This window comes from Nocardioides zeae, from assembly GCF_010686755.1.
In the GTDB taxonomy this organism is placed as follows: domain Bacteria; phylum Actinomycetota; class Actinomycetes; order Propionibacteriales; family Nocardioidaceae; genus Nocardioides; species Nocardioides zeae.
The window spans coordinates 304626-327109 of record NZ_JAAGXA010000004.1 but is presented as its reverse complement, the minus strand read 5'-3'; the positions used below and the strand labels follow the sequence as shown (position 1 = coordinate 327109).

At 71.9% G+C, this 22484-nt stretch carries 19 protein-coding genes; 7 read left to right on the top strand and 12 right to left on the bottom strand.

Annotated elements, in window-relative coordinates:
* From G3T38_RS08155 to G3T38_RS08130, 6 genes are all read right to left on the bottom strand, one after another.
* On the bottom strand, nt 1–790 hold a 790-nt coding region (locus G3T38_RS08155), incomplete at its 3' end, for a hypothetical protein (protein WP_163771718.1).
* Nucleotides 791–2933: 2143 nt separating this feature from the next.
* Nucleotides 2934–6389: an RHS repeat-associated core domain-containing protein gene (locus G3T38_RS08150; RefSeq protein WP_163771717.1), complete on the bottom strand. Its 3456-nt coding sequence runs from the start codon at nt 6387–6389 to the stop codon at nt 2934–2936.
* Between the two features lie 114 nt (nt 6390–6503).
* The gene (locus tag G3T38_RS08145; protein WP_163771716.1) at nt 6504–6764 is read right to left on the bottom strand and encodes a CBM96 family carbohydrate-binding protein; all 261 of its coding nucleotides are present in this window, start codon (nt 6762–6764) and stop codon (nt 6504–6506) included.
* Nucleotides 6761–7093, bottom strand: coding sequence for a hypothetical protein (locus G3T38_RS08140; RefSeq protein WP_163771715.1), 333 nt, complete (start codon nt 7091–7093; stop codon nt 6761–6763). The genes G3T38_RS08145 and G3T38_RS08140 overlap by 4 nt, the downstream gene beginning before the upstream one ends.
* Nucleotides 7094–7140: 47 nt before the next feature.
* Nucleotides 7141–7314 (bottom strand): hypothetical protein, encoded by a 174-nt coding sequence (locus G3T38_RS08135; protein WP_163771714.1) that lies wholly within the window; start codon nt 7312–7314, stop codon nt 7141–7143.
* A 6-nt stretch (nt 7315–7320) separates the two neighbouring features.
* On the bottom strand, nt 7321–8163 hold the full coding sequence (locus tag G3T38_RS08130) for a hypothetical protein (protein WP_163771713.1): 843 nt from the start codon (nt 8161–8163) through the stop codon (nt 7321–7323).
* A 183-nt stretch (nt 8164–8346) separates the two neighbouring features.
* Here G3T38_RS08130 and G3T38_RS21175 point away from each other — a divergent pair, with 183 nt between their 5' ends.
* The 5 genes from G3T38_RS21175 to G3T38_RS08110 all read left to right on the top strand — a co-directional run bounded on the left by G3T38_RS21175 (nt 8347) and on the right by G3T38_RS08110 (nt 13496).
* Nucleotides 8347–8871, top strand: a complete 525-nt coding sequence (locus G3T38_RS21175) for a hypothetical protein (protein WP_174267733.1) — start codon at nt 8347–8349, stop codon at nt 8869–8871.
* 74 nt (nt 8872–8945) lie between these two features.
* Nucleotides 8946–9611 (top strand): copper chaperone PCu(A)C domain-containing protein, encoded by a 666-nt coding sequence (locus G3T38_RS21170; protein WP_206675826.1) that lies wholly within the window; start codon nt 8946–8948, stop codon nt 9609–9611.
* Nucleotides 9608–10858 (top strand): DUF7405 family protein, encoded by a 1251-nt coding sequence (locus G3T38_RS08120; protein ID WP_163771712.1) that lies wholly within the window; start codon nt 9608–9610, stop codon nt 10856–10858. The genes G3T38_RS21170 and G3T38_RS08120 overlap by 4 nt, the downstream gene beginning before the upstream one ends.
* Nucleotides 10855–11451 carry a copper resistance CopC family protein gene (locus tag G3T38_RS08115; protein WP_163771711.1) on the top strand — a complete coding sequence of 199 codons (597 nt, stop codon included), beginning with the start codon at nt 10855–10857 and terminating at the stop codon, nt 11449–11451. The genes G3T38_RS08120 and G3T38_RS08115 overlap by 4 nt, the downstream gene beginning before the upstream one ends.
* Nucleotides 11448–13496, top strand: a complete 2049-nt coding sequence (locus G3T38_RS08110) for a bifunctional copper resistance protein CopD/cytochrome c oxidase assembly protein (protein ID WP_163771710.1) — start codon at nt 11448–11450, stop codon at nt 13494–13496. Before G3T38_RS08115 ends, G3T38_RS08110 begins: the two co-directional genes overlap by 4 nt.
* 131 nt (nt 13497–13627) lie before the next feature.
* On the opposite strand, the gene G3T38_RS08105 is transcribed toward G3T38_RS08110, so the two are convergent.
* Together G3T38_RS08105 and G3T38_RS08100 are read right to left on the bottom strand one after the other, a co-directional pair.
* Nucleotides 13628–14059 (bottom strand): SRPBCC family protein, encoded by a 432-nt coding sequence (locus G3T38_RS08105; protein ID WP_163771708.1) that lies wholly within the window; start codon nt 14057–14059, stop codon nt 13628–13630.
* A gap of 6 nt (nt 14060–14065) precedes the next feature.
* Complete coding sequence (locus G3T38_RS08100) at nt 14066–14617, bottom strand: Dps family protein (RefSeq protein ID WP_163771706.1); 552 nt, start codon at nt 14615–14617, stop codon at nt 14066–14068.
* Between the two features lie 139 nt (nt 14618–14756).
* Here G3T38_RS08100 and G3T38_RS22185 point away from each other — a divergent pair, with 139 nt between their 5' ends.
* Nucleotides 14757–15629 carry an alpha/beta hydrolase fold domain-containing protein gene (locus G3T38_RS22185; protein WP_206675825.1) on the top strand — a complete coding sequence of 291 codons (873 nt, stop codon included), beginning with the start codon at nt 14757–14759 and terminating at the stop codon, nt 15627–15629.
* Between the two features lie 3 nt (nt 15630–15632).
* Here the strand turns inward: G3T38_RS22185 and G3T38_RS08090 are convergent, their stop codons facing one another.
* From G3T38_RS08090 to G3T38_RS08075, 4 genes are all read right to left on the bottom strand, one after another.
* Nucleotides 15633–17615 carry a M13 family metallopeptidase gene (locus tag G3T38_RS08090; protein WP_206675831.1) on the bottom strand — a complete coding sequence of 661 codons (1983 nt, stop codon included), beginning with the start codon at nt 17613–17615 and terminating at the stop codon, nt 15633–15635.
* 88 nt (nt 17616–17703) lie between these two features.
* Nucleotides 17704–18675 carry an NADPH:quinone oxidoreductase family protein gene (locus G3T38_RS08085; protein WP_163771702.1) on the bottom strand — a complete coding sequence of 324 codons (972 nt, stop codon included), beginning with the start codon at nt 18673–18675 and terminating at the stop codon, nt 17704–17706.
* A gap of 45 nt (nt 18676–18720) precedes the next feature.
* The gene (locus tag G3T38_RS08080; RefSeq protein ID WP_163771700.1) at nt 18721–19941 is read right to left on the bottom strand and encodes a M15 family metallopeptidase; all 1221 of its coding nucleotides are present in this window, start codon (nt 19939–19941) and stop codon (nt 18721–18723) included.
* A 168-nt stretch (nt 19942–20109) separates the two neighbouring features.
* Nucleotides 20110–20472 carry an ArsR/SmtB family transcription factor gene (locus G3T38_RS08075; protein ID WP_338037530.1) on the bottom strand — a complete coding sequence of 121 codons (363 nt, stop codon included), beginning with the start codon at nt 20470–20472 and terminating at the stop codon, nt 20110–20112.
* 53 nt (nt 20473–20525) lie between these two features.
* Here G3T38_RS08075 and G3T38_RS08070 point away from each other — a divergent pair, with 53 nt between their 5' ends.
* Nucleotides 20526–22475 carry a heavy metal translocating P-type ATPase gene (locus G3T38_RS08070; RefSeq protein WP_163771696.1) on the top strand — a complete coding sequence of 650 codons (1950 nt, stop codon included), beginning with the start codon at nt 20526–20528 and terminating at the stop codon, nt 22473–22475.
* Nucleotides 22476–22484 lie beyond the last annotated feature (9 nt).

Sequence of the window (22484 nt, the reverse complement as noted above, 5' to 3'; positions counted from 1 at the left end):
TCGGCGGGGACGTGACGACCTCGAACGGCTCCTCGAACGTGACGACCACCGGGGCCTTGCCCGGCTTGTCGGCGCGGACCGACACGAAGACGTAGTCGCCACCGAGGTGGTGCGGCAGCGAGAAGCGGAGCGCGGGGGTGCCGGTCGTCGTCTGGGCCAGGACATCGACGAACGGGTCTTCGTCGACCTCCCAGTCGTTGTCGACCACCTCGCGGGGGAGCCTGCTCACGCGCGTGGTCACGGTGGCCCCTTCCTCCCAGGCGCCCTCGACGGTCAGGTCGATGGGTCGCGCCGTCGGCAGGTCGTCGATCAAACGCTCGCCGCCGCTCGACAGCCAGATGTCCGCCGGGGCGTCGACCTCGTCGTACGCGACCGTGGCCGTGCCCTCGCCGACCACGGCCCCGCGCGCGGAGAGCTCCACGACCGTCACGACGTAGGTCTCGCCGTCGAGGAGGTGGTCCTCGTCCCGGTAGCCGCAGTCGAACGACGCCTCCCCGGTCCCCTGCTCGTCCCAGACGACCGACTGGTCGACCTCGACCGCGACGTCCGGTGCGCTGGCGAGGGCGATCGAGGCGTCGTACCGCGCGCTTGGCGTCGCGTCGGCGAAGGCCACGGTCAGGCCGCAGTCCATCGACACGAAGGGGGACCCGGCGGTGTCCGCACCAGGGCCCGGGTAGGTCGGGCCGCTGATGGTGATGTCGCCCGGCGCCGCCTGGGCCGGCGGGAGCGTCAACCCGCCCACAGCAAGGCCGGCGGCTGCGACGACCGCGGTCGTCATGGTGGTACGCATGGGTGTCCTCTCGTCGACCAGGTCCCTCGCCGGGTCGGAGAGGGTGCGCCCAGCCGCCGAGAAATGGGTGGACTTGTGCTCAGTAGAACCCCTCCGCGTTCTGGAGCCAAGTTTCCGCGCACGTTCAGTGGCTGGTGCCGATCACCCGGTGGAAGCAGGTGGAGCTGATGCGCGCCGGTCAGGCGGTGCAACGCTCCGCCTATCCGGACGCGTAAGCGCGCTGGGAGACGACGACGCGTTCGCTCGCGCCGCGGCACTGGCCGGGTGCTCTCGGGGACGATCCCAGCGCAGGTGGTGAGGCGGTCTGCGAGCCGGGAGAGCGAGCAGCCAACGCGTCGTCGACGACCGGACCTGGAGCGTCACGCGCGCCGATAAGGGTTGGTGTCGATACTGCCATCCCCACTATCAACAGAATTGCGGGGGCGGCGACACGCTGCGGCACCGCGAATCACGTCCATGTCTCGCCGGGCGCTGAGTAGGGCCCGAGCCAACCTACGACCGGACCACTGGCGGGGGGATCTGCACGACGAGGTCGAAGCATCGGACGGTCGACCCGGTGGGTCGCCGAGGTCCGGTGGCCGCGTCGGAGGCCCAAGCCCGCACGCAACTGACGTCACTAGTCTCTGACCTCAATGACAACCACCCCGGGCCGTCTCGCTTCACCCACGACGACATCGATCCCCAGGGTGCCACCCGACCGTCCCGCGTCGTGCTGCCGAGCGGGCTGCGCGCTCGACGACCGACTCGGTTGAGATGCGCTATTCATGCCGGCCACCGGACGCCCCAGAGCACGGAAGCAATCACAAGATTCGACCCCGCATGAGGGGTGCTGAGCGGGACGCTTTGCGGACGGGCCTTGCGGGACGGCCCAACGCCTGCGGTGGCGCGGCCATTCAGCCGGACCGCTGGCGCCCCGGTCAGGGATCCTCATCCGGGCCGGGGCCTGGCGCGCGGTGCCGTCGACGACGCTGGACAGTCGGTTGCTGAGGATCAGGTTGATCCATCGGGCGTCGCGAGGGCCGCCTGCGCCGGTTGCAAAGGCTCCAATACCTTGGCTGCGTCCCAAAGCGATTCGTGAGCTTCTCGCAGGGCACTGGAGCCCACCCCGCCGATGCTCGTGATGGTACTTACCTCCTTCCCGATACCGCCTAGTGACATCCCGAGCATCAGGACGGTTTCCATTAAGGGCGGGTTCGTTTCCGCAGCGAGAGAGCCGCCCATGCGAGCAAGCCGGCATGCGCCAGAGAAACAACTGCGAACGTCAGAGTCCGTCGTTCGTCATCTTGCGAGATGGCTCCTGCCAATACAACCAATTGTATAGCAAGTGCTACCGAGAAAACGACAATAACGAATTTAAGAAAACGCTGACTCGGAACCCTATTTGGGCGAAACTGGTCAGACATTGGGGGTTTTTCTCCTCATTCTGATTGCCGCTTGACGTCGCCTAGACGTACTCGCGGGGTGCGCTTCACAATCCAGCGTGGGGGCCCATTCGAAATCTCTGCAGCGCCGTCCAATTGCTTTCAAGCCCGCCGTGCTAAATGGATTTGGGCGACTCCTTCTCAACTTCGTCAAAGATCCGCTCAATCAATCCAGCCTCCGTGACCCCAGCTACGACGCTTCCTCGGCGCATGATCTCTCCGACCGCGACGGATCCTCTTTCGCTCCGCGATGCTTGTAATCGCCACACCGATCCCCATGACCAGGCGCTCCGAGGAGTCTTCACAAGAATCGATCCCGAGGTGGGTCGGTCTTCTATTTTCTCGGCGCCAACGATTGTGACGGCTCGGGAGAGGGAATCGAGAAGAACCTCTGCACGGGTATCAAAGTTGCGCACAATGGGTCGAGTCTTTTTGCGGGCCCATCCCAGCAATCCTAAGATCGGTACAAGCAAGACTGACATTGCGATTGCTACCCGCGCCCCGAGCGGAATCGTAGGGACGGCGATTGCGTACGCCGCGGCGCCACCCACGGCAGAACAGACTAGAACGGCCAGCATGAATTGCTTCAACGTTTTCAATTACTCCACCTCTTCGTTTCGAAGTCGAATAGATTGCCGAGCGCACTCGCACTAGCGGCCGTCGACCGTCAACCGAAAGGTCATCGTCCCACCACGGCAACCGAGGGCCGCGCCTACTCCGGCTCAACTTGAGGTGACCACGTCGAGCGAACCGGGCGCCTCGCGGTTTGCCCAAATTCCGATACCACAGGCGGCGATACCTCCGCCGATGGCGCCCGCTGTCCCACCTGCCGGGCCCCCGGCGATTCCACCGAGAGCCAGGCCGCCTGCGGCCAGAGGCGCTCCAAAGAGAGTGACGCCGTTGAAGCAGCCCTGCGCATCGTTGTAGAGGTCATCGAACCCGTAACCCGTCGCAAGGCCAAGTGCGCCGGTCGCGACGTCACCCACGTCTCCCCAGCTCAAGCGTCCGGTGGGGTCGGTGTTGTTGATGGGGTCGCCGCCGGCGTAGGCGTAGCGGTTGGCGTTGTTGGGGTCGAGTGGTGCGTCGAGGGTGTCTTGTTGGGTGAAGGTGCCGGTGCGGGTGGAGTAGTAGCGCTCGCCGTAGTGGACCCAGTTGGTGGTGCGGTCGCGGACGCCGTTGCCGGAGAAGGTGTAGGGGTTCTCGGCGGCGACGTTGGGGTGGGCGCCGGCGGCGGTGGTGGCGGCGCCGTAGGGGTCGTAGGTGTAGGCGGCGGTGCGGGCGGCTTGTCCGGCCTGGTCGGAGATGAGGGCGATGGGTGCGCCGGGGGTGCCGTCGTAGACGTAGATCGAGGCGATGCCGTCGTCGGTCTTGAGCATGACGGGGGTGCCGGTGACGGGGTCGGAGATGACCGCGGCCGCGTTGGTCACCACCGATCCGTTCGAGTCGAAGGTGCGGTGGACCTGCTCGACGACGGGGACCCCGGTGCCGGCGTTGCGGCCGTAGGTGTAGCGGTAGGTCCCGTCGGGGCTGGACTGCTCGAGGAGCTCGTTGTTGTCGTCGCCGGCGTGGGAGTAGAAGTACGTGGTGCCGTCCTTCACGACGCTGTTGAGCTGATCAGCCGGCGTGTAGGTGATGTTGGTCGAGCCGGAGGCGGGGTCAGCGGTGAGGTTGCCGGCGCCGTCGTAGGTGTAGCCGCTGGTGGAGATCTGGTGGGCGGCGTTGAACGTCAACGTCTGCGTGGTCGACCCGGACGTCGCGGACGTGCGGGCGCCGGCTTCGTTGTAGTCGTAGGAATAGGTGGTACCGCCGGCGGTGGGCTGGGCATCGGTCAGGCGCCCGGACTGGCTGTAGGTGTAGCGGACGCCGTCGCCGGTGAGGTTGTCCTTCTTCCAGGCGAGCTTGGCGCGGTCGTTGTCGGTGTCGTTCTCCGGGCAGGCGTTGGCGGGGGTGGTGCCGGCGACGTAGCAGTAGCTGACGTCGATGATGTCGGGGGTGCCGTTGCCGCGGTCGGCGCGGACGCGGGAGACGCGCCCGGACTTGTCGTAGGTGTTGGTGGTCCGCGCGGTCCAGGTCGTGAAGTCGGCGTTGGGGGCGACGTAGGTGCCGGTGCGGCGTCCCTTGTCGTCGGTGGTGAACCGGACGGTGATGCGGGTGGAGCTGCCCGGGGCGACGGGGTAGTTGTAGCCCGTGGGGGTGCCGGCGTTGTCGTAGGCGTAGTTGGTGGTGCCGCCCTCGGTGGAGGTCGAGGTGGCCAGGCGTGAGGCCTTGTCGTAGGTGTAGGTGATGGTGCCGCCGCCGGCGGTGTTGACGCGGGTCAGCAGCCGACCGAGCTGGTCGTAGGTGGTGGTCGTGGTGCCGTGGGTGTCGACGCGGGAGTTCTGCCGACCGGCGGCGTCGTAGCCGTAGGTGACGGTCTGGGTGCCGCTGCCGCCGGTTCCGCCGCCGTCGTGGGTGACGGCCACGACCTGGTCGTTCTCGTTGTAGCTGTAAGTGGTGGTGATCCCGCGGCCGTTGGTGGAGGTGGCGAGGCGCCCGACGGTGTCGTAGGTGTAGGCCCGCGCAGTGAGCGAGGACCCGGTGACCGGGGTCATCGAGGTGACCTGGCGGTTGGTGTAGCCGTAGTTGGTGTCGTTCGAGCCGTTGCCGGGGCTCGTCGCGGTCGCCACCGTGCCGTCGGAGTTGCGGGTGACCTCAGCGGTCGCCTCGGAGGCGTCGGAGGAGGTGAGCTGGTTGCCGGCGCCGTTGTAGGTGTAGAGGCTGGTGTTGTCGGCGTCGTCGGTGCTGGAGCTCGGGCTGTAGGCCGAGTTCCCGGAGCCGTTGTACTCCCAGGAGTTGCTGGCGCCGGTGGGCGACTGGGTCTTGGTCATCGAGTCCCCGCCGTTGCCCTCCCACGTGTTCGTGGTGGTCGAGCCGCCCGCGCCACCGCCGCTCCCGCCGCCGGAGGAGGCGCCGAGGGTGCTGGTCGCGGTGTCGGAGTTGGGCGTGTAGGTGCGCGAGCGCTCGCGGCCCTCGGGGTCGATGGTCTTCTTGACGCGCTTGTAGTCGTCGATCTCGTAGACCGTGTTGGGCGCCTGGTCGACCGACTGGCTCTGGTTGGTGTCGGGTGCAGCGACCCGGGTGAGGTGGCGGTTCGGGTAGGAGAACCGGGTGATGGAGCTCCCGGGGCCGCCGGAGGCGTTCTCGACCTGGGTGACCGCGGTGACGCGGCGGCGGTCGTCGTAGCTGAACTGGGTGGTCACGTTGCCCGGTGCGGCGATCTGCGAGAGCAGCCCGTTGCTGTTGTAGCTGAAGGTGGTGGTCCGGCCCCGCGCGTCGGTGAACGAGGTGGCCTGGTTGTTGGACCGGGCAAACGAGATCGTGCGCAGGGCACTGGAGGTGCCCTGGGTGATCGTGGTGGTGCCACCTGAGGTGGTGGTGATGTTGCCCGTACGGGCAGCGACCGAGCCGGCCGGAGTCTCGATGGTCAGGTTCTTGAACGCCGAGCCGGACGGGGTGGCGCCCTCGGAGACCCCGGTCGTGTTGCCGTTGCGGTCCTCCATGCGCAGCAGACCACCGTCGGGCGAGAAGACGTACTTCAGCTTCGACTCGCGCATGACGAGGGTGTAGCCGTTGCTGGAGCGGTACAGATCGCCCTTGACGCCGTCGGGGGTGGTGTAGCTCGTCACCCCCGCACTGCTGGTGGTCGTGGTGGTGAACTCCTCGGTGCGTCCGCCGGGGCCGGTGAACACGACATCGGCCTCAGACTGGCTGCCGGTGCGGGCGGTCATGCGGATCTCGGTGGTGTTCTCCAGGATCCAGCCGCGACCGAGGCGACGGTCGGTGCTGCCACCGACGGCGTTGTAGGTCGCGCTCAGCGGGAGCTGGCCGTCCATGCTGGGCAGGCTGAGGCCGTTGACGGTGACCATGAGGTTGCCGGTGCCGACGTCGACGGTGGTGTTGATGCGGTCGCTGGCGGTGAAGCTGAGGTGGCTGGCGCCGGGTCGCTCACCGGCGATCGCCAAGGAGTACGACACCCGCAGGTAGGGCTTGTGGTCACAGCCCGGGAACGCGGCGCTGTAGTCCATCGAGCAGTACGACCGCGCCGACGTGGTGTCGCTGCCGTTCGGGGCCGCGAGGATGACGCCGCGGTTGGGGCGGGCGCCGTGGGCCCAGTCCCGCACGATCGGGGTGATCTTCATGTCCACGTAGCCCGCACCGCGCGAGCAGCCCGGTGCCCGGTTCTCGGTCGCGGTCGCGAAGTTGGTGTCGTAGAACGCCGGCTGGTTCGACCAGGTCGTCTGCGACTGCGCCCACTAGTAGATGTTCATCGTCCGAGCCGCGCAGGTGCCCGCGCCGTACTGGTAGAGCCCGAGGTAGGCCTGGTCGATCTGGCGGCCGTCGAAGACGGTCGACTGGAACTGCAGGAGCGAGGCGGCCAGGTTCGCCGCCGCGCCGCTGGTGCCGTGCTTGCCGACCAGCAGCTTGGAGTCCGAGCCGTTCAACGCGGTGGTGCCGTTGCGGATCCAGGTGTCCTGGCTCTGGGTGAGGTTCTCGAATTGCGGGTCGATGATCACGGGTACTCCACCCCGGCACCCGCGCCGTCGGTGCCGCTGAGCAGCTCGGCCGGCGGAGTCACCGTCAACTCGTGCTCAGTCGCGTCAGAGGGGGCCGCCTCGTCCAGCTCGGCGAGGTCGCTGCCCAGCAGGGTGTACTCGGTCGGCATGCCGACCTCATCGAGCGCGGAGGAGTCCCAGGCCACCAGCGGCGGCGTCGCGCCGACCGCCTCACCGTCGTCGTCGGTGAGGACCAGGGCCCCCGGCGAGACGTCGGCAGCGAGGGCCGGGGTGTCGAACGACGAGGTCGACGGGCAGCCAAAGTGTCTCCTTTCGGGTGAGCGCCCCACCGCGGCGCCGAACGGCCCCCGGTAGATCGTCCCGGTCCCTCACACCCTCAGACGACGACCGCCACCAGGACGACCAGCGCGATCACGAACGCGATGACTGCGAGGACGACCCACGTCCCCCGCTTGCCCCGCCCGAGCCGCGGCGGCGGCTCGTCCGGACCGAGCGGCGTCTGGTCGGGCTCGCGCGGCACCTCGTAGTGCGGCCCCATGGCAGGGTGCATCGGCGATCAGTCCCCCAGGTCGGCGACCGACGCCAGCGCCTCGTCGAAGTCGTCCTCCGACGCCGGCGTCACGATCCCCACCGACACGTTCGCGATGGGCGCCGAGAACGCGTCGATGCTCCACTCGTCGTCGTACCGCAGGACGCCGACCGCGCCCAGGTAGGTCTCGCCCTCCCACTCGTAGAGCACGAGGTACTCCCGCCGCTCGTCCGCACCGACGAGCTCCGCCGCGCGCTCGTAGGTCTCCGTGAGCCGCTCCGGGCCCTCGAGCCGCTCGATGCGCTGTGCGCTGAGTCCCGCGAGACGCCCGGAGTCGAGGTCGTCCCGCAGCTCCTGGGCCGAGGGCGCGTCGTCGTCCGACAGCGGCGTCACCTGGTCCTGGCTGAGGTCGGGCACGAGCAGGCTGTAGGTGAGCCGGCGGATCTGGTCCGCCGCCCCGCCCTCCCGGGCCACCCCGCCGAGACCGGCGAAGAAGTCGTCGTCCCCCGGCAGGATGTTGGGGTTGTAGGGCGCGTAGGCCTCCAGGTACTCCAGGCTCCCCACGAAGTCCGACCCCCGCGCCTGCTCGCCCGCGCTCCAGGCGCTGAGCGCCGCCTCCGCGTCACCGTCGGCGAGGCTCTCGGTGGAGAACTCGATCGCCTCCTCGGGGCTGGCGAAACCGCGACCGTCCCCGGCGTCGTCGCCGCCGACCGCCTGCAGCACGAGCAGCACGCCGAGCACGAGGGCGACGACCGTCAGCACGGCGACGAGGATCCACGGCAGCGTCCCGCCCCGGCGGCGACCGGACGGCACCGGGCCGGGCGGGGGCGTCGGGGGCGTTCCGTACGGCGCTGGCGGCTGCATCGTCATGCCACGGCATGCTGCACAGCCGGCAACCTTGCGAAACCCCCGGTCGTGGTGCCAGGCCGCCACTTTCCGCAGGGCTCACACCACGACCCGCCCCCCCGGGGGCAACCGGCGAATCCGCAGTCGGAGCAGGTCGGAGGCATACTGCTGGCAGACGCCCGACCGCCTGCCCGTCCGGAGGCCCCGATGCCCGCCGCACCGATGCGCGCCCCCCGCGCGCTCTGCGCGGGTGCCGTCGCGGGCGCGGGCGCCGCGGTCGCCCACGTCGGCGCCGGTGCGTCGTTGCCCCCGGTCTGGCTCCTCGCGACGGTCATCGCGCTCGGCACGCTCGTCAGCGCCCCGCTCACCCGCCGCCGGATGGACCTCGCCGGTCTGGCCGGGGTCGCGCTCGTCGCACAGGCGGTGTTCCACGGCGGCTTCATGCTCCACGCGCCCGGCGAGACCCACGCCGTCGGCGCGATGGCCCTCAGCCACACCCTCGCCGCCGCGGCCACCGTCACCGTCGCGCTCGGCGCCGAGCGTGCGTGGTGGCGCGTCGTCGACGCCGCGCTCACCCACCTCCTCCCCCGTACGTCGCACCCCACCGCCCCGCCCTCCCTCGGTCGCCTGCCCTCCCCGGCCGCGCCGGAGGGACCGGTGCTGCGCCTGGTGGCCGCGCCGCGGCGTACCCGGGGTCCCCCGGCGCTCCGCGCCCTCGCCCTCCCGGCCTGAGCGTCCCTGGCAGACAGGTGACGCCGCGGCCGTCACCTGCGCGCTCCGCGCGCCCATCACCAGGAGAACCCTCCGTGAAGCTGAACCAGACCCCCACCCTGCGTGCCCGCACCGCCCTCGTCGGCGGAGCGGCTGCCGTCGCGCTGCTGCTGTCCGCCTGCGGGTCGGACTCCTCCGACGACGCCACCGGCTCGTCCGCCGACGCGTCCGACACGTCCGACGCGACCGACGGGACGGACGCCGAGGCCGCCGCCCTGAGCGTCACCGACCCCTGGATCAAGGCGACCGACGACGACATGACCGCCATGTTCGGCACGATCGTCAACGACACCGACGCCGACATCACCGTGGTCGGCGCCTCCTCCGACGCCGCCGGCACCGTCGAGCTGCACGAGGTCGTCACGGGCGACGGCGGCGCCATGGTCATGCAGCCCAAGGAGGGCGGGTTCACCGTGCCCGCCGGAGGCACGCACGAGCTCGAGGCCGGCGGCGACCACGTCATGCTCATGGACCTCACCGGCCCGCTCGAGGCCGGCCAGGACGTCACCGTCACCCTCGAGCTCGCCGACGGCTCCACCCAGGACGTCACCGCGGTGGTGAAGCCGTTCACCGGTGCGGACGAGGAGTACGCGGGCGGCATGGACATGGGCGACGAGGACATGGAGCACGGCGACACGGACCACGGCGACCACGGCGACCACGACGACATGGACCACGGCGACCACTCCGAGGACCAGTGACGGGACTCAACCGGCGCAACCTGCTCGCCTCCGGCGCCGCCGCCCTCGGCGGCGCCGGGGTCGGGTGGGGCACGCGCGGCCTGCGCGGCGACCACGACGGGAACGGCACGAACAGCGCGAGCGGCACCGAGCCCGCCTCGACCGAGCCGGCAGCGGACGTCGTCACCGGGGGCGACACGATCGACTTCCACGGCGTGCACCAGGCCGGGATCGACACCGCCGCGCAGGCGCACCTCAGCCTCGTCGGGCTCGACCTGCTCGAGGGCGGCGGCGGCGAGGAGCTCGGTCGCATGATGCGGCTGCTCAGCGACGACGCCTCGCGGTTCACGTCGGGGCGCGGCGCCCTCGCCGACACCGAGCCGGAGCTCGCGGAGAGCCCTGCCCGGCTGACGGTGACCTTCGGCTTCGGCCCGCGGGTGCTGCGGATGCTGCGTCCGGCCTACGACCCGGGCCTGCAGGAGCTGCCGGCGTTCCCCCTCGACCGGCTCGACCCGGCGTGGGGACAGACCGACGTGGTGCTGCAGGTCTGCACCGACGACCCGATGACGTTGAGCCACGTGCGGCGCATGCTCCTGAAGGACGCCGCGCCGTTCGCCACCGTCCGGTGGGTGCAGGACGGCTTCCGCCGCGCCCGCGGCACCGAGGCGGCCGGCACGACGATGCGCAACCTGATGGGCCAGGTCGACGGCACGGTGAACCTGCCGGCCGACGACCACGCCGATCTGCTGTGGAGCACGGGCCGGGCGTCGGGGTTCGACGGCGGCACGTTCATGGTGGTGCGTCGGATCGAGATGGACCTCGTCGACTGGGACCGCACCGACCGCGTCGCGCGCGAGTTCTCGGTCGGCCGGAAGCTCGCCGACGGGGCGCCCCTGACGGGTTCCGCGGAGCACGACGAGCCCGACTTCGAGGCCGTCGACGCCGTCGGGTTCCCCGTCATCGACCCGGCCAGCCACGTGGCCCGGATGCGCAGCGCCGACCCGGCGGAGCGCTTCCTGCGGCGGGGCTACAACTACACGACGCCCGACGGCGGCGCGGGGCTCGTCTTCCTCGCGTTCGCGGCCGACGTGGACCGGCAGTTCGTGCCCGTCCAGCAGCGGATGGACGAGCTCGACCTGCTCAACGAGTGGGTGACGACGATCGGCTCGGCGGTGTACGCCGTGCCCCCGGCCTGCGTGGAGGGCGACTTCGTCGGCCGCGAGATGCTGGGTCTGCCGTCGCCGACGACCTCTGGAGGAGACGCATGACCCGCCGTACCCCCGCCCTGCTCGGCGCGCTCGCCGCCGCCGTGCTGGGCCCCCTCGTGCTGGCGCTCGCCCTGGCGGCGCCCGCGCAGGCGCACGCGTCGCTCGTGTCGTCCTCCCCGGAGGACGGCGCGAGCCTCGCGACGCTCCCCGACGCGGTGTCGCTGACGTTCAGCCAGGAGGTGCGCGCGCCGGCGTACGTCGTGGTGACCGGCCCCGGGGGCGACCTCGCCACGGGCGATCCCGCGATCGACGGCGACACCGTCACGCAAGCCGTGTCCGCGGGGCCGGCGGGCGACTACAGCCTCACCTTCCGCGTCGTGTCCTCCGACGGGCACCCGATCACGGGCGAGGTGACCTTCACGGTGACCGAGGGCGACGGGTCGACCCCCGACGGCTCGGCCGCCGTCGACGACCCGGAGGTCGCCGGGGCCGGCACCACCGACCCTGCCGCGACCGACGCCGACGAGGCGACCGCAGCCACGCCCGAGGAGAGTTGGTGGTCGCGCCACGCCGACCACGTGCTCGTGCTCGGCGGCCTCGTGGTGATGTCCGCGGGGCTCCTCTACCTCGCGATGCGGAGGTCCGTGGAATGACGACGACGAGCACGGACGAGCGCCCCGCTCCCCTCACCGATGCGGAGCGGCGGCAGCTCGGCGAGCAGCGGCGGCGCCTCGGGGTCGGGTTGCTCGGGCTCGCGGTCGCCGGCCTGGCCGCGATGTGGCTGCTGCTGGAGCTCGCGGGCGGAGCACCGCAGGCGCCGCCGGCGGGCATCCCCGACCCGGGCGCGCTCACCGGGTGGGCCATCCCGGTGCTCGAGCTCGTGAGCCACGCCGCGGCGATCCTGGTGGTGGCGTGCCTGGTCGTGCCCGTGCTCGTCGTCCGCCGGCTCGCCGACGAGCTCGGCCGCGCCAGCCACCGGGCGGTGCGCACCGCCACCTGGGCCGCCGTCGTCTGGTTCGTCGCCGCGCTCGCCCAGGGGGTCTTCACCGTCTCCGACCTGTTCGCGCAGCCCGTCGGGGAGCTCGAGTGGCGGGCGGTGCAGACCTACTTCACCGACGTCAGCCAGGGCCAAGCGGCGGTGACGCAGCTCGTGCTCGTCGCCGTGGTGGCCGGCATGACGCGGTGGGTGGCGACCGCCCGTGAGAGCACGGGGCTCCTGCTCGTCTCCCTGGTCGCCCTCGTCCCGCCGGTGCTGACCGGCCACTCCGCCAGCTCCGGCTCCCACGACCTCGCGATCGTCAGCATGGTCGTCCACGTGCTCGCGGCCGTCGTGTGGATCGGCGGCGTCGTCGCGCTCTGGTGGCACCTCGCCGACGCGCCGGTCGCGCGCGCCCGCGCCGCCCGGCGGTTCGCGGGCGTCGCCGCCTGGGCGTTCGCCGCGACGGCAGTCTCCGGCATCCTCAACGCCGCCGTCCGCGTCGGCGGCCCGGGCGGGTTCCTCGACAGCGCCTACGGCCGCGGCGCCCTCGCCAAGATCGGCGTCATCGTCGTCATCGGCGTCGTCGCCTGGCTGGTCCGTCGCCGCGCCCTGGCCGGGCTGGCGGACGGGGCCGCCGCGCGCCGTACCTTCCTCCTCCTCACCGCCACCGAGATCGGCTGGATGGCCGTCGCGGTTGGGCTCGGCGTGGCGCTCTCCCGCACGCCCCCGCCGGTCGAGGACACCTACACCTCCGGCGCCGAGGCCCTCCTCGGGGCACCCATGCCTCCCGCACCGACCTTCGAGCGCCTGCTCGTCGGGTTCAACCCCTCGGGCGTCGGGCTGCTCGTCGTCGTGGGCGGGCTCGCGGCGTACGTCGCCGGGGTCGTCGCCCTCCGCCGCCGCGGCGACCGGTGGCCGGTGCTCCGCACGGTCTCGTACGTCGCGGGGCTCGCCATCGTCGGGTACGCGACGCTCGGCGGGCTCGGCGTCTACAGCCACGTCATGTTCAGCGCCCACATGGTCAGCCACATGCTGCTCTCGATGGTCGCGCCGATCCTGCTCGTCGCCGGCGCCCCCATCACGCTCGCCCTCAACGCCCTGCCGGGCAGCGACGTGCGCGGCGGTCAGGGGCCGCGGCAGATCCTCGCGGCGGCACTGCAGTCGAAGCCCGCCGCGATCCTGTCGCACCCGCTGGTGACGGCGGCGTTGTTCATCGGCAGCCTCTACGGCGTCTACTTCACCGGCGCGTTCGAGTGGCTCATGCAGAACCACCTCGGGCACGCCTGGATGGAGCTGCACTTCCTCATCACGGGCTACCTGTTCTACGAGTCGCTCGTCGGGATCGCGCCGGTGCCGCACCGGCTGCCCTACCTCGCGCGGCTCGGGATGCTCGTCGTCGTGGCGCCGTTCCACGCGTTCTTCTCGATCGCGCTCATGTCGAGCACGACGCCGGTGGGCGAGGGCTTCTACCGGGCGATCGACCGGCCCTTCGCGCGGGACCTCGTCGCCGACCAGAACCTCGGCGGATCGCTGTCGTGGGCCGTCGGGGAGATCCCCATTCTCATGGTCGTGCTCATCCTGCTCGCGCAGTGGTTCCGCCACGACCGCGCCGAGTCGAGCCGGCACGACCGGCGCGAGGCGGCCAGCGACGACGCCGCGCTCAAGGCCTACAACGAGCGGCTCGCCGCCATCGGGCGCGAGGACGTCGAACGCCGCTGAGGGCGGTGGGGCCTGGACGCAACTTTCCCCGGTCGACCGGGGAACGTGTCACTTGGACCATCAACATTGATGGTCGAAGCGGCGTGTTCCCCGGTCGACCGGGGAAAGTGACGAAGCAGCGTAACCGACCCTCAGAGGGTCCGGGCGACGTTGGTGATGTTCTCGACGACCTCGCCGGCGACCTTGGTGAACAGCAGCTTCGCGGCCGGGTCGGCCAGCTTCGCGACGCCGTTGAACGTGATCGTCGCCTGGTAGGTCACCTGCGTCCGGCCGGCGCCGGCCTCGGCGAACGTCAGGTGGTCCTCCGCGGTGGCGGTGTCGTTCTCACCGCGGAGCACCACCGACGTCGGCGTGAGCTCCACCAGCTCGTACACGAGCTCGGTGGAGATGCCCGCCAGCTTCGACGTGTTGTCCCACGTCGAGCCCACCCGCACGTCGCCCGCGTCGCGTCGCTCGCAGCGCTCCGTGCCGGGGTCCCACTCGGTGGCGTGGGAGAAGTCGGCGAGGTAGTCGCGGATCGCGGGGAGCTCGGCCTCGACGACGAACGTGCGGGTGATCTGCATCCGGGATCAGCCCTCGACGCGCGCTGCGTCGGTGGCGGCGGACTCGGAGCCGGCGCCGGAGGTGGAGAGACGGCCGCCGATGTCCTCGAGGTGCGCGCGCACGAACCACTGGAACTTCTCGAGCTCGGCGGTCTCGCCGATGAGCATGTCCTCGGTGATCGGGTCGAGGTCGCCGGTCAGCTCGATGGCCTTGCGGTTGTCCTCGATGACGCCGTTGTAGACGAGGTCGAGGGCGCCGAGGTGGGCGATCGCCGTGTCGCGGCCGACCGAGTAGTCGTCCCACGTGCGGTCGTTGATGACGGCGCCGGGCGTGCCCTGCGGCGAGCCGCCGAGGGTGGCGATCCGCTCGGCGACCTCGTCGGCGTACCCGCGGACGAGCTCCACCTGCGGGTCGATCATCTCGTGGACGGCGATGAAGTGCGGGCCGACGACGTTCCAGTGCACGTGCTTGAGCGTGAGGTGGAGGTCGTTGTAGGCCGACAGACGCTTCTGCAGCGACGTGATGATCTCGGTGACCTGGTCGGTCGAGAGGCCGGGCACGGTGTACTTCACGGACATGGGGTCCTCCTGGTCGGTGGGGATGACGCGTTGGTCCCCACCGTGCCACGCATCGCCAAAATCTCAACAAGCGCGAGGTGATCGCTGTTCAGGTCTGCGGTCTGGCCATCCGTGGCCCGGTCCGCACCGAACCCCCGGCGTGCGTCCCTCCGACCGCCTCCGCCTCCGCGCCGGGCAGCTCCTCGCGCCCCTGACGGTGCGCTACGGCACCCGCCTGCGCTTCGCCGGCTCCGAGCTGCCCCGGCCGCGGCGCCTGCGGGTGCCCACCCGTCACGGCCCCGTCCCGGTGCTGGTCCACACCCCGCGCGGCTCCGCGGCGGGCCCGGCGGGCGCCCTCGTCCACCTCCACGGCGGCGCGTTCCTCATGCGCCACGTGCGCATGGACGACTGGTGGTGCCGGTACGTCGCGGCCACCGCCGGCGTCGTCGTGGTGGCCGTCGACTTCGACGTGGCCCCACGCGCGACGTACCCGGTCGCCCAGGAGCAGTGCCACGACGTCACCGCCTGGGTGGCGGGGGCGGGCGCCGAGCAGCTCGGAGTCGACCCGGCCCGCGTGGCGGTCGGCGGGTTCAGCTCCGGCGGCGGCCTGGCCGCGTCGGTCTGCCTGCAGGCGCGCGACGCCGGCTCGTTCACCCCCGTGCTGCAGGTGCTGGGCGTGCCCGCCCTCGACATCGCGGCCGACCCGCCCCGCGGCGGCATGATCTCGCCGGAGCTGCGGGCCTTCGTGCGCCGCGCCTACTTCCCCGACGCGGAGCGCCGCACCGAGCCGTACGCCTCGCCGCTGCGCGCCGCCGACCTCGCCGGCGTGCCGCCGGCGGTCGTGCTCACCGCCGAGCGGGACACGCTGCGCGCCGAGGGCGACCGGTACGCCGCGCGCCTGGCCGAGCTCGGGCTCCTCGCGTGGCACGACGTGACGCCCGGCGTCGACCACTACTTCCTGACGGAGGACCCGGTGCGGGCCGAGGCGACGATGGCGCGCACCGCAGGGCTGATCCGCGAGGCAACTGCCTGAGCGTCACCAGATCCGGACGCGCTGCTCCTCGTCGAGCCACAGCCCGTCGCCGGGCTGCGTGCCGAACGCGGCGTGGAACTCGCTGAGGTTGCGCACGATGTTGGCGCGGAACTCCGGCGGCGAGTGCGGGTCGATGGTCAGGTACTGCCGCTCCTGCTCGATCCGCCGCTTGGTGCGCCACACGTGGCTCCACGACAGGAAGAGCCGCTGCGAGCCCGTCAGCCCGTCCGGGCCGACCTCCGTCGTCGGACCGCCCTCGGGGTCGAGACCCAGCGAGATCAGGTAGGCCTTGTGGCCGATCGTCAGTCCGCCGAGGTCGCCGATGTTCTCGCCGACGGTCAGGGACCCGTTGACGTGCTCGTCGGGCAGGTTGCGGGGGCTGAACGCGTCGTACTGCGCCACCAGCGCCTGGCTCTTCGCGTCGAAGGCCTCCCGGTCCGCCTGGGTCCACCAGTCGCGGAGGTTGCCGCGGCCGTCGTACTGCGAGCCCTGGTCGTCGAAGCCGTGACCGATCTCGTGGCCGATGACGGCGCCGATCCCGCCGTAGTTCTCCGCCGGGTCGGCGTCGGGCGAGAAGAACGGCGGCTGCAGGATCGCGGCCGGGAAGCAGATCTCGTTGGTGCCCGGGTTGTAGTAGGCGTTGACCGTCTGCGGCAGCATCAGCCACTCGTCGCGGTCGACCGGCGCACCGATCTTCGCGAGCTGCCGGTCGGTCTCGAACGCGGCGACGGCGGCCACGTTGTCGACGAGGTCGTCGGGCACCACGACGAGCGCGGAGTAGTCGCGCCACGTCTGCGGGTAGCCGATCTTCGGCACGAACTGGCCGAGCTTCTCGAGCGCGCGCTCCTTGGTCTCGTCCGTCATCCAGTCGAGCGTGCGGATGGAGCGGCGGTAGGCCTCGACCAGGTTCGCGACCAGGTCGTCCATCATCTCCTTCGCGACGGGCGGGAAGTGGCGCGCGACGTACTCCCGGCCCACCGCCTCCCCGACGGCACCCTCGACGAACGAGATGCCCCGCTTCCAGCGCGCCCGCAGCTCGGGCGTGCCCGACAGGGTGCGGCCGTAGAAGTCGAAGTTGGTCTCGGCGAGGTCGTCGGTGAGGTACGCCGCGAACGCCCGCAGCACCCGCGCCGTCAGCCACAGCCGCCAGCTCTCGATCGGTACGGCGCGGAGCACGCCCGCGAGGTGCTCGAGGTAGGACGGCTGCTTGACGACGACCTCGGCGAGCAGGTCCTCGGCGCCCGACGCGGCCCCCGACAGGTTGCGCGCGTAGACCTCCCAGTCGAACTCGGGGCACAGCTCGACGAGGTCGGCGAGGGTGAGCAGGTTGTAGGTCTTCTGGATGTCGCGGGTGGCCGCCCGCTCCCAGTGGCCGTGGGCCAGGCGCCGGTCGAGGGCGAGGACCGTCTCGGCCGCCTCCGCCGGGTTCTCCTGACCGGCCAGCGTGAACAACCGGGTCAGGTATGCGACGTACTTCTCCACCGTCTCGGCGAAGCGCTCCTCGCGGTAGTACGACTCGTCGGGCAGGCCGAGGCCGCCCTGGTAGACGTGGAAGAGGTAGCGCTCCGAGTCGCCCGCGTCGGTGTTGACGTAGGACCCGAAGAAGCCCGTGCCGCCGACGCGCTCGAGCTCGCCCACCAGCGCGGCCAGCTCGCGGAGGTCCCGCAGGCCCGCGACGGCGTGGAGGTAGGGCTCCACGGGGGCGAGCCCCTTCGCCGCGATGGCCTCGGTGTCCATGAAGGAGCGGTAGAGCGCGCTGATCCGCGACGCGTCACCCTCCAGGTCCGCCGGGTCGGAGGCGGCGTGGGCCTCGACGATGGCGCGCACCTGCTCCTCCGCCGCGTCGGCCAGCGCCACGAACGGACCCCAGCTGGAGCGGTCGTCGGGGATCGCGGCCGTCGCCAGCCACCGGCCGTTGACGTGACCGAAGAGGTCGTCGGTCGGGCGCACGGACAGGTCCATGCCCTCGCGGGCTGCATCGAGCATCGTCACGGGGATCACCCTAGGACGGTGCTGGGCGCGAGCGCCCCCACGACCCGGGCAGGTCGTGGCGCGGGTCGTCGGGGAGGTCGTCTCAGCGGACGTGCACCACGAGCTTGCCGGTCGCACGGCGCTCGTCGAGGTCGCGGAGCGCCTGGGCGGTCTCCTCGAGCGGATACGTCGCGCCGATCGGCGGGTCGATGACGCCGCTGCGCAGGTGGGGCAGCAGCTCGGCCCACTGCTCGGCGAGGTAGCCCGGGTTGCGGCGGATGTGCTCGCCCCAGCCGACGCCGCGCACGTCGGTGTTGGTGAGCAGCAGGCGGTTGACCTTGATCTCGGGGATGCCCTGGCCGGCCGCGAAGCCGATGACGAGCAGGCGCCCCTCGGGCGCCAGCGAGCGCACCGAGTCGAGGAAGACGTCACCACCGACGACGTCGACGACGAGGTCGACCCCGCGACCGCCCGTCAGCTCCTTCACGGCGTCCTTGAAGCCGTCGAGCAGGACGACGTCCTCGGCGCCGGCCGCACGCGCGACCTCCGCCTTCTCCTCCGTCGAGACGACGGCGATCGGCCGGGCGCCCCAGGCCTTCGCGACCTGGATGCTCGCCGTGCCGACGCCGCCCGACGCGCCGTGCACCAGCACCGTGTCCCCGGCCCGCATGCCACCGCGACGCAGCAGGGCGAAGTGGGCGGTCAGGTAGTTCATGACGAGGGCGGCTCCCGCGTCGTACCCCACCTCGTCGGGCAGGGGCAGCACCATCGCCGCGGGGGCGACGAACAGCTCGGCCGCGGAGCCCGAGCCGGCGGCCGCCACGACGCGCTGGCCCGGCTGGAGGCCGGAGCCCTCCGGCGCGCTGACGACGGTGCCGGCGACGTCGGTGCCGACGGCGAACGGCAGCTCGGGGCGCAGCTGGTACTGCCCCCGGCTCAGCAGCAGGTCGGGGAAGGAGATGCCCGCGGCGTGCACCGCGATGAGCACGTCGCCCGGACCGGGCTCCGGGTCGGGGAGGTCACCGACCCGTACGTCGTCGGGTCCGGTCAACGAGGTCACGGTGGCTGCGCGCATGGGGGCACGCTACCGAGCGAACGCTCGGGGTGGGGAGAGGGGCGGTCAGCGCGCCTCGACGAGCTGGGACATCTCGAAGTGCATGGGGTCGGTCCAGCCCCAGTCGCCGCCCCACGCGAAGCCCCACTTCTTGAAGATCTGCACCACCGACCGGTCGATCTCGCCGACGGTGCCGCGGCCGTTGCCGGGCACGTTGAGGTCGAGCGCGATGCCGAACGAGTGCAACGAGGGCTGCGTCGTGTTGGCGATGAAGCGGGGGTAGTAGCACCCGCCGTACTCGTCCGGGTTGATCTTGTCCGCCAGCCCGCGCTCCACGATCTCGCGCAGCGCGGCCTCCAGCTGCGGGAGCATCACCTTGTGGCACGTGACCGTGCCGAGGATCGGCACCTGCTGGGTGCGGATGTTCTCCTCGACCCAGGCCGGGTCGGGCGCGATGCGACCGCCGGACAGCACCTGGTAGTTGAACGTGCCGACCTCCGCGGCCACCGAGCCGCCGGTCAGCACGGCCGTCTGCTGCACGGAGATGTCGAGGTCGGGGCCGAGCACCTGCACCGAGGCGCCGTCGCCGGCCAGCTCCTGCAGGGCCGGGCGGACCTCCTGCGGCGACGCCGACCCGGTCGCGATGAGCAGCGCGTTGTCGCCCGGGATGCCGAGGGACTCGCCCCAGCTCTTGTTGACGACGCCCTGCACCCGGGTGACCTGCGGGGCCAGCGCACCGACGTGCAGGTCGGGCGCCCCGTCCTCGTTGCCGAGGCGGAGGTAGCCCTCGTCGTCACGCAGCGTCTCTCCGACGTCGCTGGGCACGGCGATCTCGCCGGCCGCGACCCGGGTCCAGACGTCGAGCAGCTGGGCGCTCTCGGCGGGGGTGAAGCGCCGGTACGTCGCGGGGTCGACCGCCGCGACCGTCAGCACCTGGTCCTGGACCGGGATCTGGGCGAGCCCGATCGGCTCCGCGGCCTCGACGCCCGGGAGGTCCCGGATGGCCGCGATCGTCTCGTCGTCGAGCTCGTCGGTGGAGGAGATCAGCATGTCGGCGCCCAGGAGCGGCTCCGTCAGCTCCCCGGGCGCGTCGGTGGCGTGCTCGGCCATCTGCTCGATCCGGGGGTCGTCGGCGGCGATGCCCCCCTGCGCCGGGGCGGCGGGCTCGGTCGTCGTGTCCGCCGCGGCACCCTCGACCTCGTCCTCGACGGGCTCGGCCGTGCACCCGGCGAGCACGACGGTGACCGCCAGCGCGGCTGCCGCCGCGGCGCGTCGCGTCCTCTGCATCGGCCCTCCCTCCGACCGCGAAGCGTACCGCCCGGTAGCGCACGTCACACCTGGTCTCCCCGGCGACTGCACCGGGGCGTGGTGTGGCGCCTGGGGGTCCGCCGAGTTGTCACGTACGCCGCGGCGCCCCCTCCGCGATCGCGGCGTACGTGACAACTCGGCGCTGGGTCAGGCCGGCTCGTCGTCCCCACGCGTTCGGGGCGCGGCGCCGAGGTGCTCGGCGTGGAAGATCGCCTGGTCGATCAGCTCCGACAGGTGGTTGTCGAAGAGCGTGTAGATCACGTGGCGTCCGCGGCGCTCGGACTCCACGAGCCCCATCGTGCGCAGCAGGCGCAGCTGGTGGGAGACCGCGGGCTGCTCCATCCCGACGGCGGCGACGAGGTCGCCGACGGTCATCGGCCCCTCCTGCAGGTTGGCGAGGATGAGCAGCCGGCTCGGCGTGGCGAGGGCCTGCAGGGTCGCGGCCACCGACTTCGCCGTCGCGGGGTCGAGCCGCGCGCGCGACGGGCGGTCGTCGATTCCATGGCCCACCCGCGGAGCATAGCCCGTCACACATGCAGACATATTCATGTAATAGTTCGGGCATGCACAGCACGACCCTCCCACCCGCCGGCCCGACGACGTCGGCGCGCACCCTCCCGGGCCCGACACCCCTCCACCGGACGGCCTGGCAGGTCGCCGAGGCACGCTGGGCGACGGCCGCCACCGTGCTCTTCGCCCTCGGCGGCGTCGTCGACCTCGCCGGGGGGCCGACCTGGCTCGCCTGGTCGCTCTACCTGGGCTGCTACGTCACCGGCGGCTGGGAGCCGACGCTCGCCGGGCTGCAGGCGCTGCGGGAGCGCACCCTCGACGTCGACGTCCTCATGGTCGTCGCCGCCCTCGCCGCCGCGTCCATCGGCCAGGTCTTCGACGGCGCGCTGCTCATCGTCATCTTCGCGACCTCAGGAGCCCTCGAGGCGATCGCCACGCGCCGTACCCAGGACTCCGTCCGCGCCCTCCTCGACCTCGCCCCCGAGCGCGCGACGCGGCTTCGCGCCGACGGCACGGAGGAGGTCGTCGACACCGCCGACCTCGCGCCCGGGGATCTCGTGCGCGTGCGACCGGGCGACCGCATCGGCGCCGACGGGACGGTCGTCGACGGAGCGTCCGACGTCGACCAGGCCTCCATCACCGGGGAGCCGCTCCCCGTGGCTGCGGCACCGGGCACCCCGGTCTTCGCCGGCACGGTCAACGGCGCCGGGGTGCTGACCGTCCAGGTCGGGAAGGCCGCCGCGGAGTCCGTGGTCGCCCGCATCGTGGCGATGGTCGAGGAGGCCTCGGCGACCAAGGCCCGCACCCAGCTGTTCATCGAGCGGGTCGAGCAGCGCTACGCCGTCGTGGTCGTCGTCGCGACCCTCCTGCTCCTCGGGGTGCCCCTCGCCCTCGGCGCCGCCTTCGAGCCCACCCTCCTGCGCGCGATGACGTTCATGATCGTCGCCTCGCCCTGCGCCATCGTCCTGGCGACCATGCCGCCCCTGCTCGCCGTCATGGCGAACGCCGGGCGTCACGGCGTGCTGCTCAAGTCGGCCGTCGCCCTCGAGCGGCTCGCGCAGGTCGACCGGGTCGCCTTCGACAAGACCGGCACGCTCACCCTCGGCGCTCCCGAGGTCGTGGCCGTCACCCGCCTCGACGGGGCGGCCGGTGAGGACGACCTCCTCGCGCTCGCCGCGGCCGCCGAGCGGGGCAGCGAGCACCCGGTGGGCTGGGCGGTGGTGCGGTACGCCGCGGAGCGAGCCATCGCCGTACCCCTCGCCACCGACTTCGTCGCCAGCCCCGGGCGCGGCGTGCGGGCGACCGTCGACGGTCGCGTCGTCGAGGTCGTCGCACCCCGCGGGCTGGAGGTCGCCGCCACCGAGGCCGTTGCCGCCCACGAGGAGGCGGGCCGCACGGCCGTCGTCGTGGTGGTCGACGGGCGACCGCAGGGCGTGCTCGCGCTGGCCGACCGCCTGCGACCCGAGGCCCCCGCGGCCGTCGCCGCGCTCGGCGCGCTCACCGGCCGCGAACCGGTGCTGCTGACGGGCGACAACCCGGCGGCGGCATCCGCGCTCGCCCGCCGCACGGGCATCACCGAGGTGCGGGCGGGCCTCCTGCCCGCGGAGAAGGCGGGGGCCGTCCGGGACCTCCAGGACGCTGGCCGCCGGGTCGCGCTCGTCGGCGACGGCATCAACGACGCACCAGCGATGGCGACGGCCCACGTCGGTGTCGCGATGGGACGCAGCGGCTCGGACCTCGCCACCCGGACCTCGGACGTCGTCCTCGTGCGCGACGACCTGACGGCGCTCCCCCGGGCGGTCGCGCTCGGACGCCGCGCCGAACGGGTCGTGCGGGCCAACCTGGCCTTCGCGGCCACCGTCATCGTCGTGCTCGTGACGTGGGACCTCGTCGCCACCCTGCCGCTCCCGCTCGGCGTCGCGGGCCACGAGGGGTCGACGATCGTCGTCGCCCTCAACGGCCTCCGGCTGCTGCGCGAGAAGGCGTGGCGGGACGCGGTGTGAGGCGCCTGG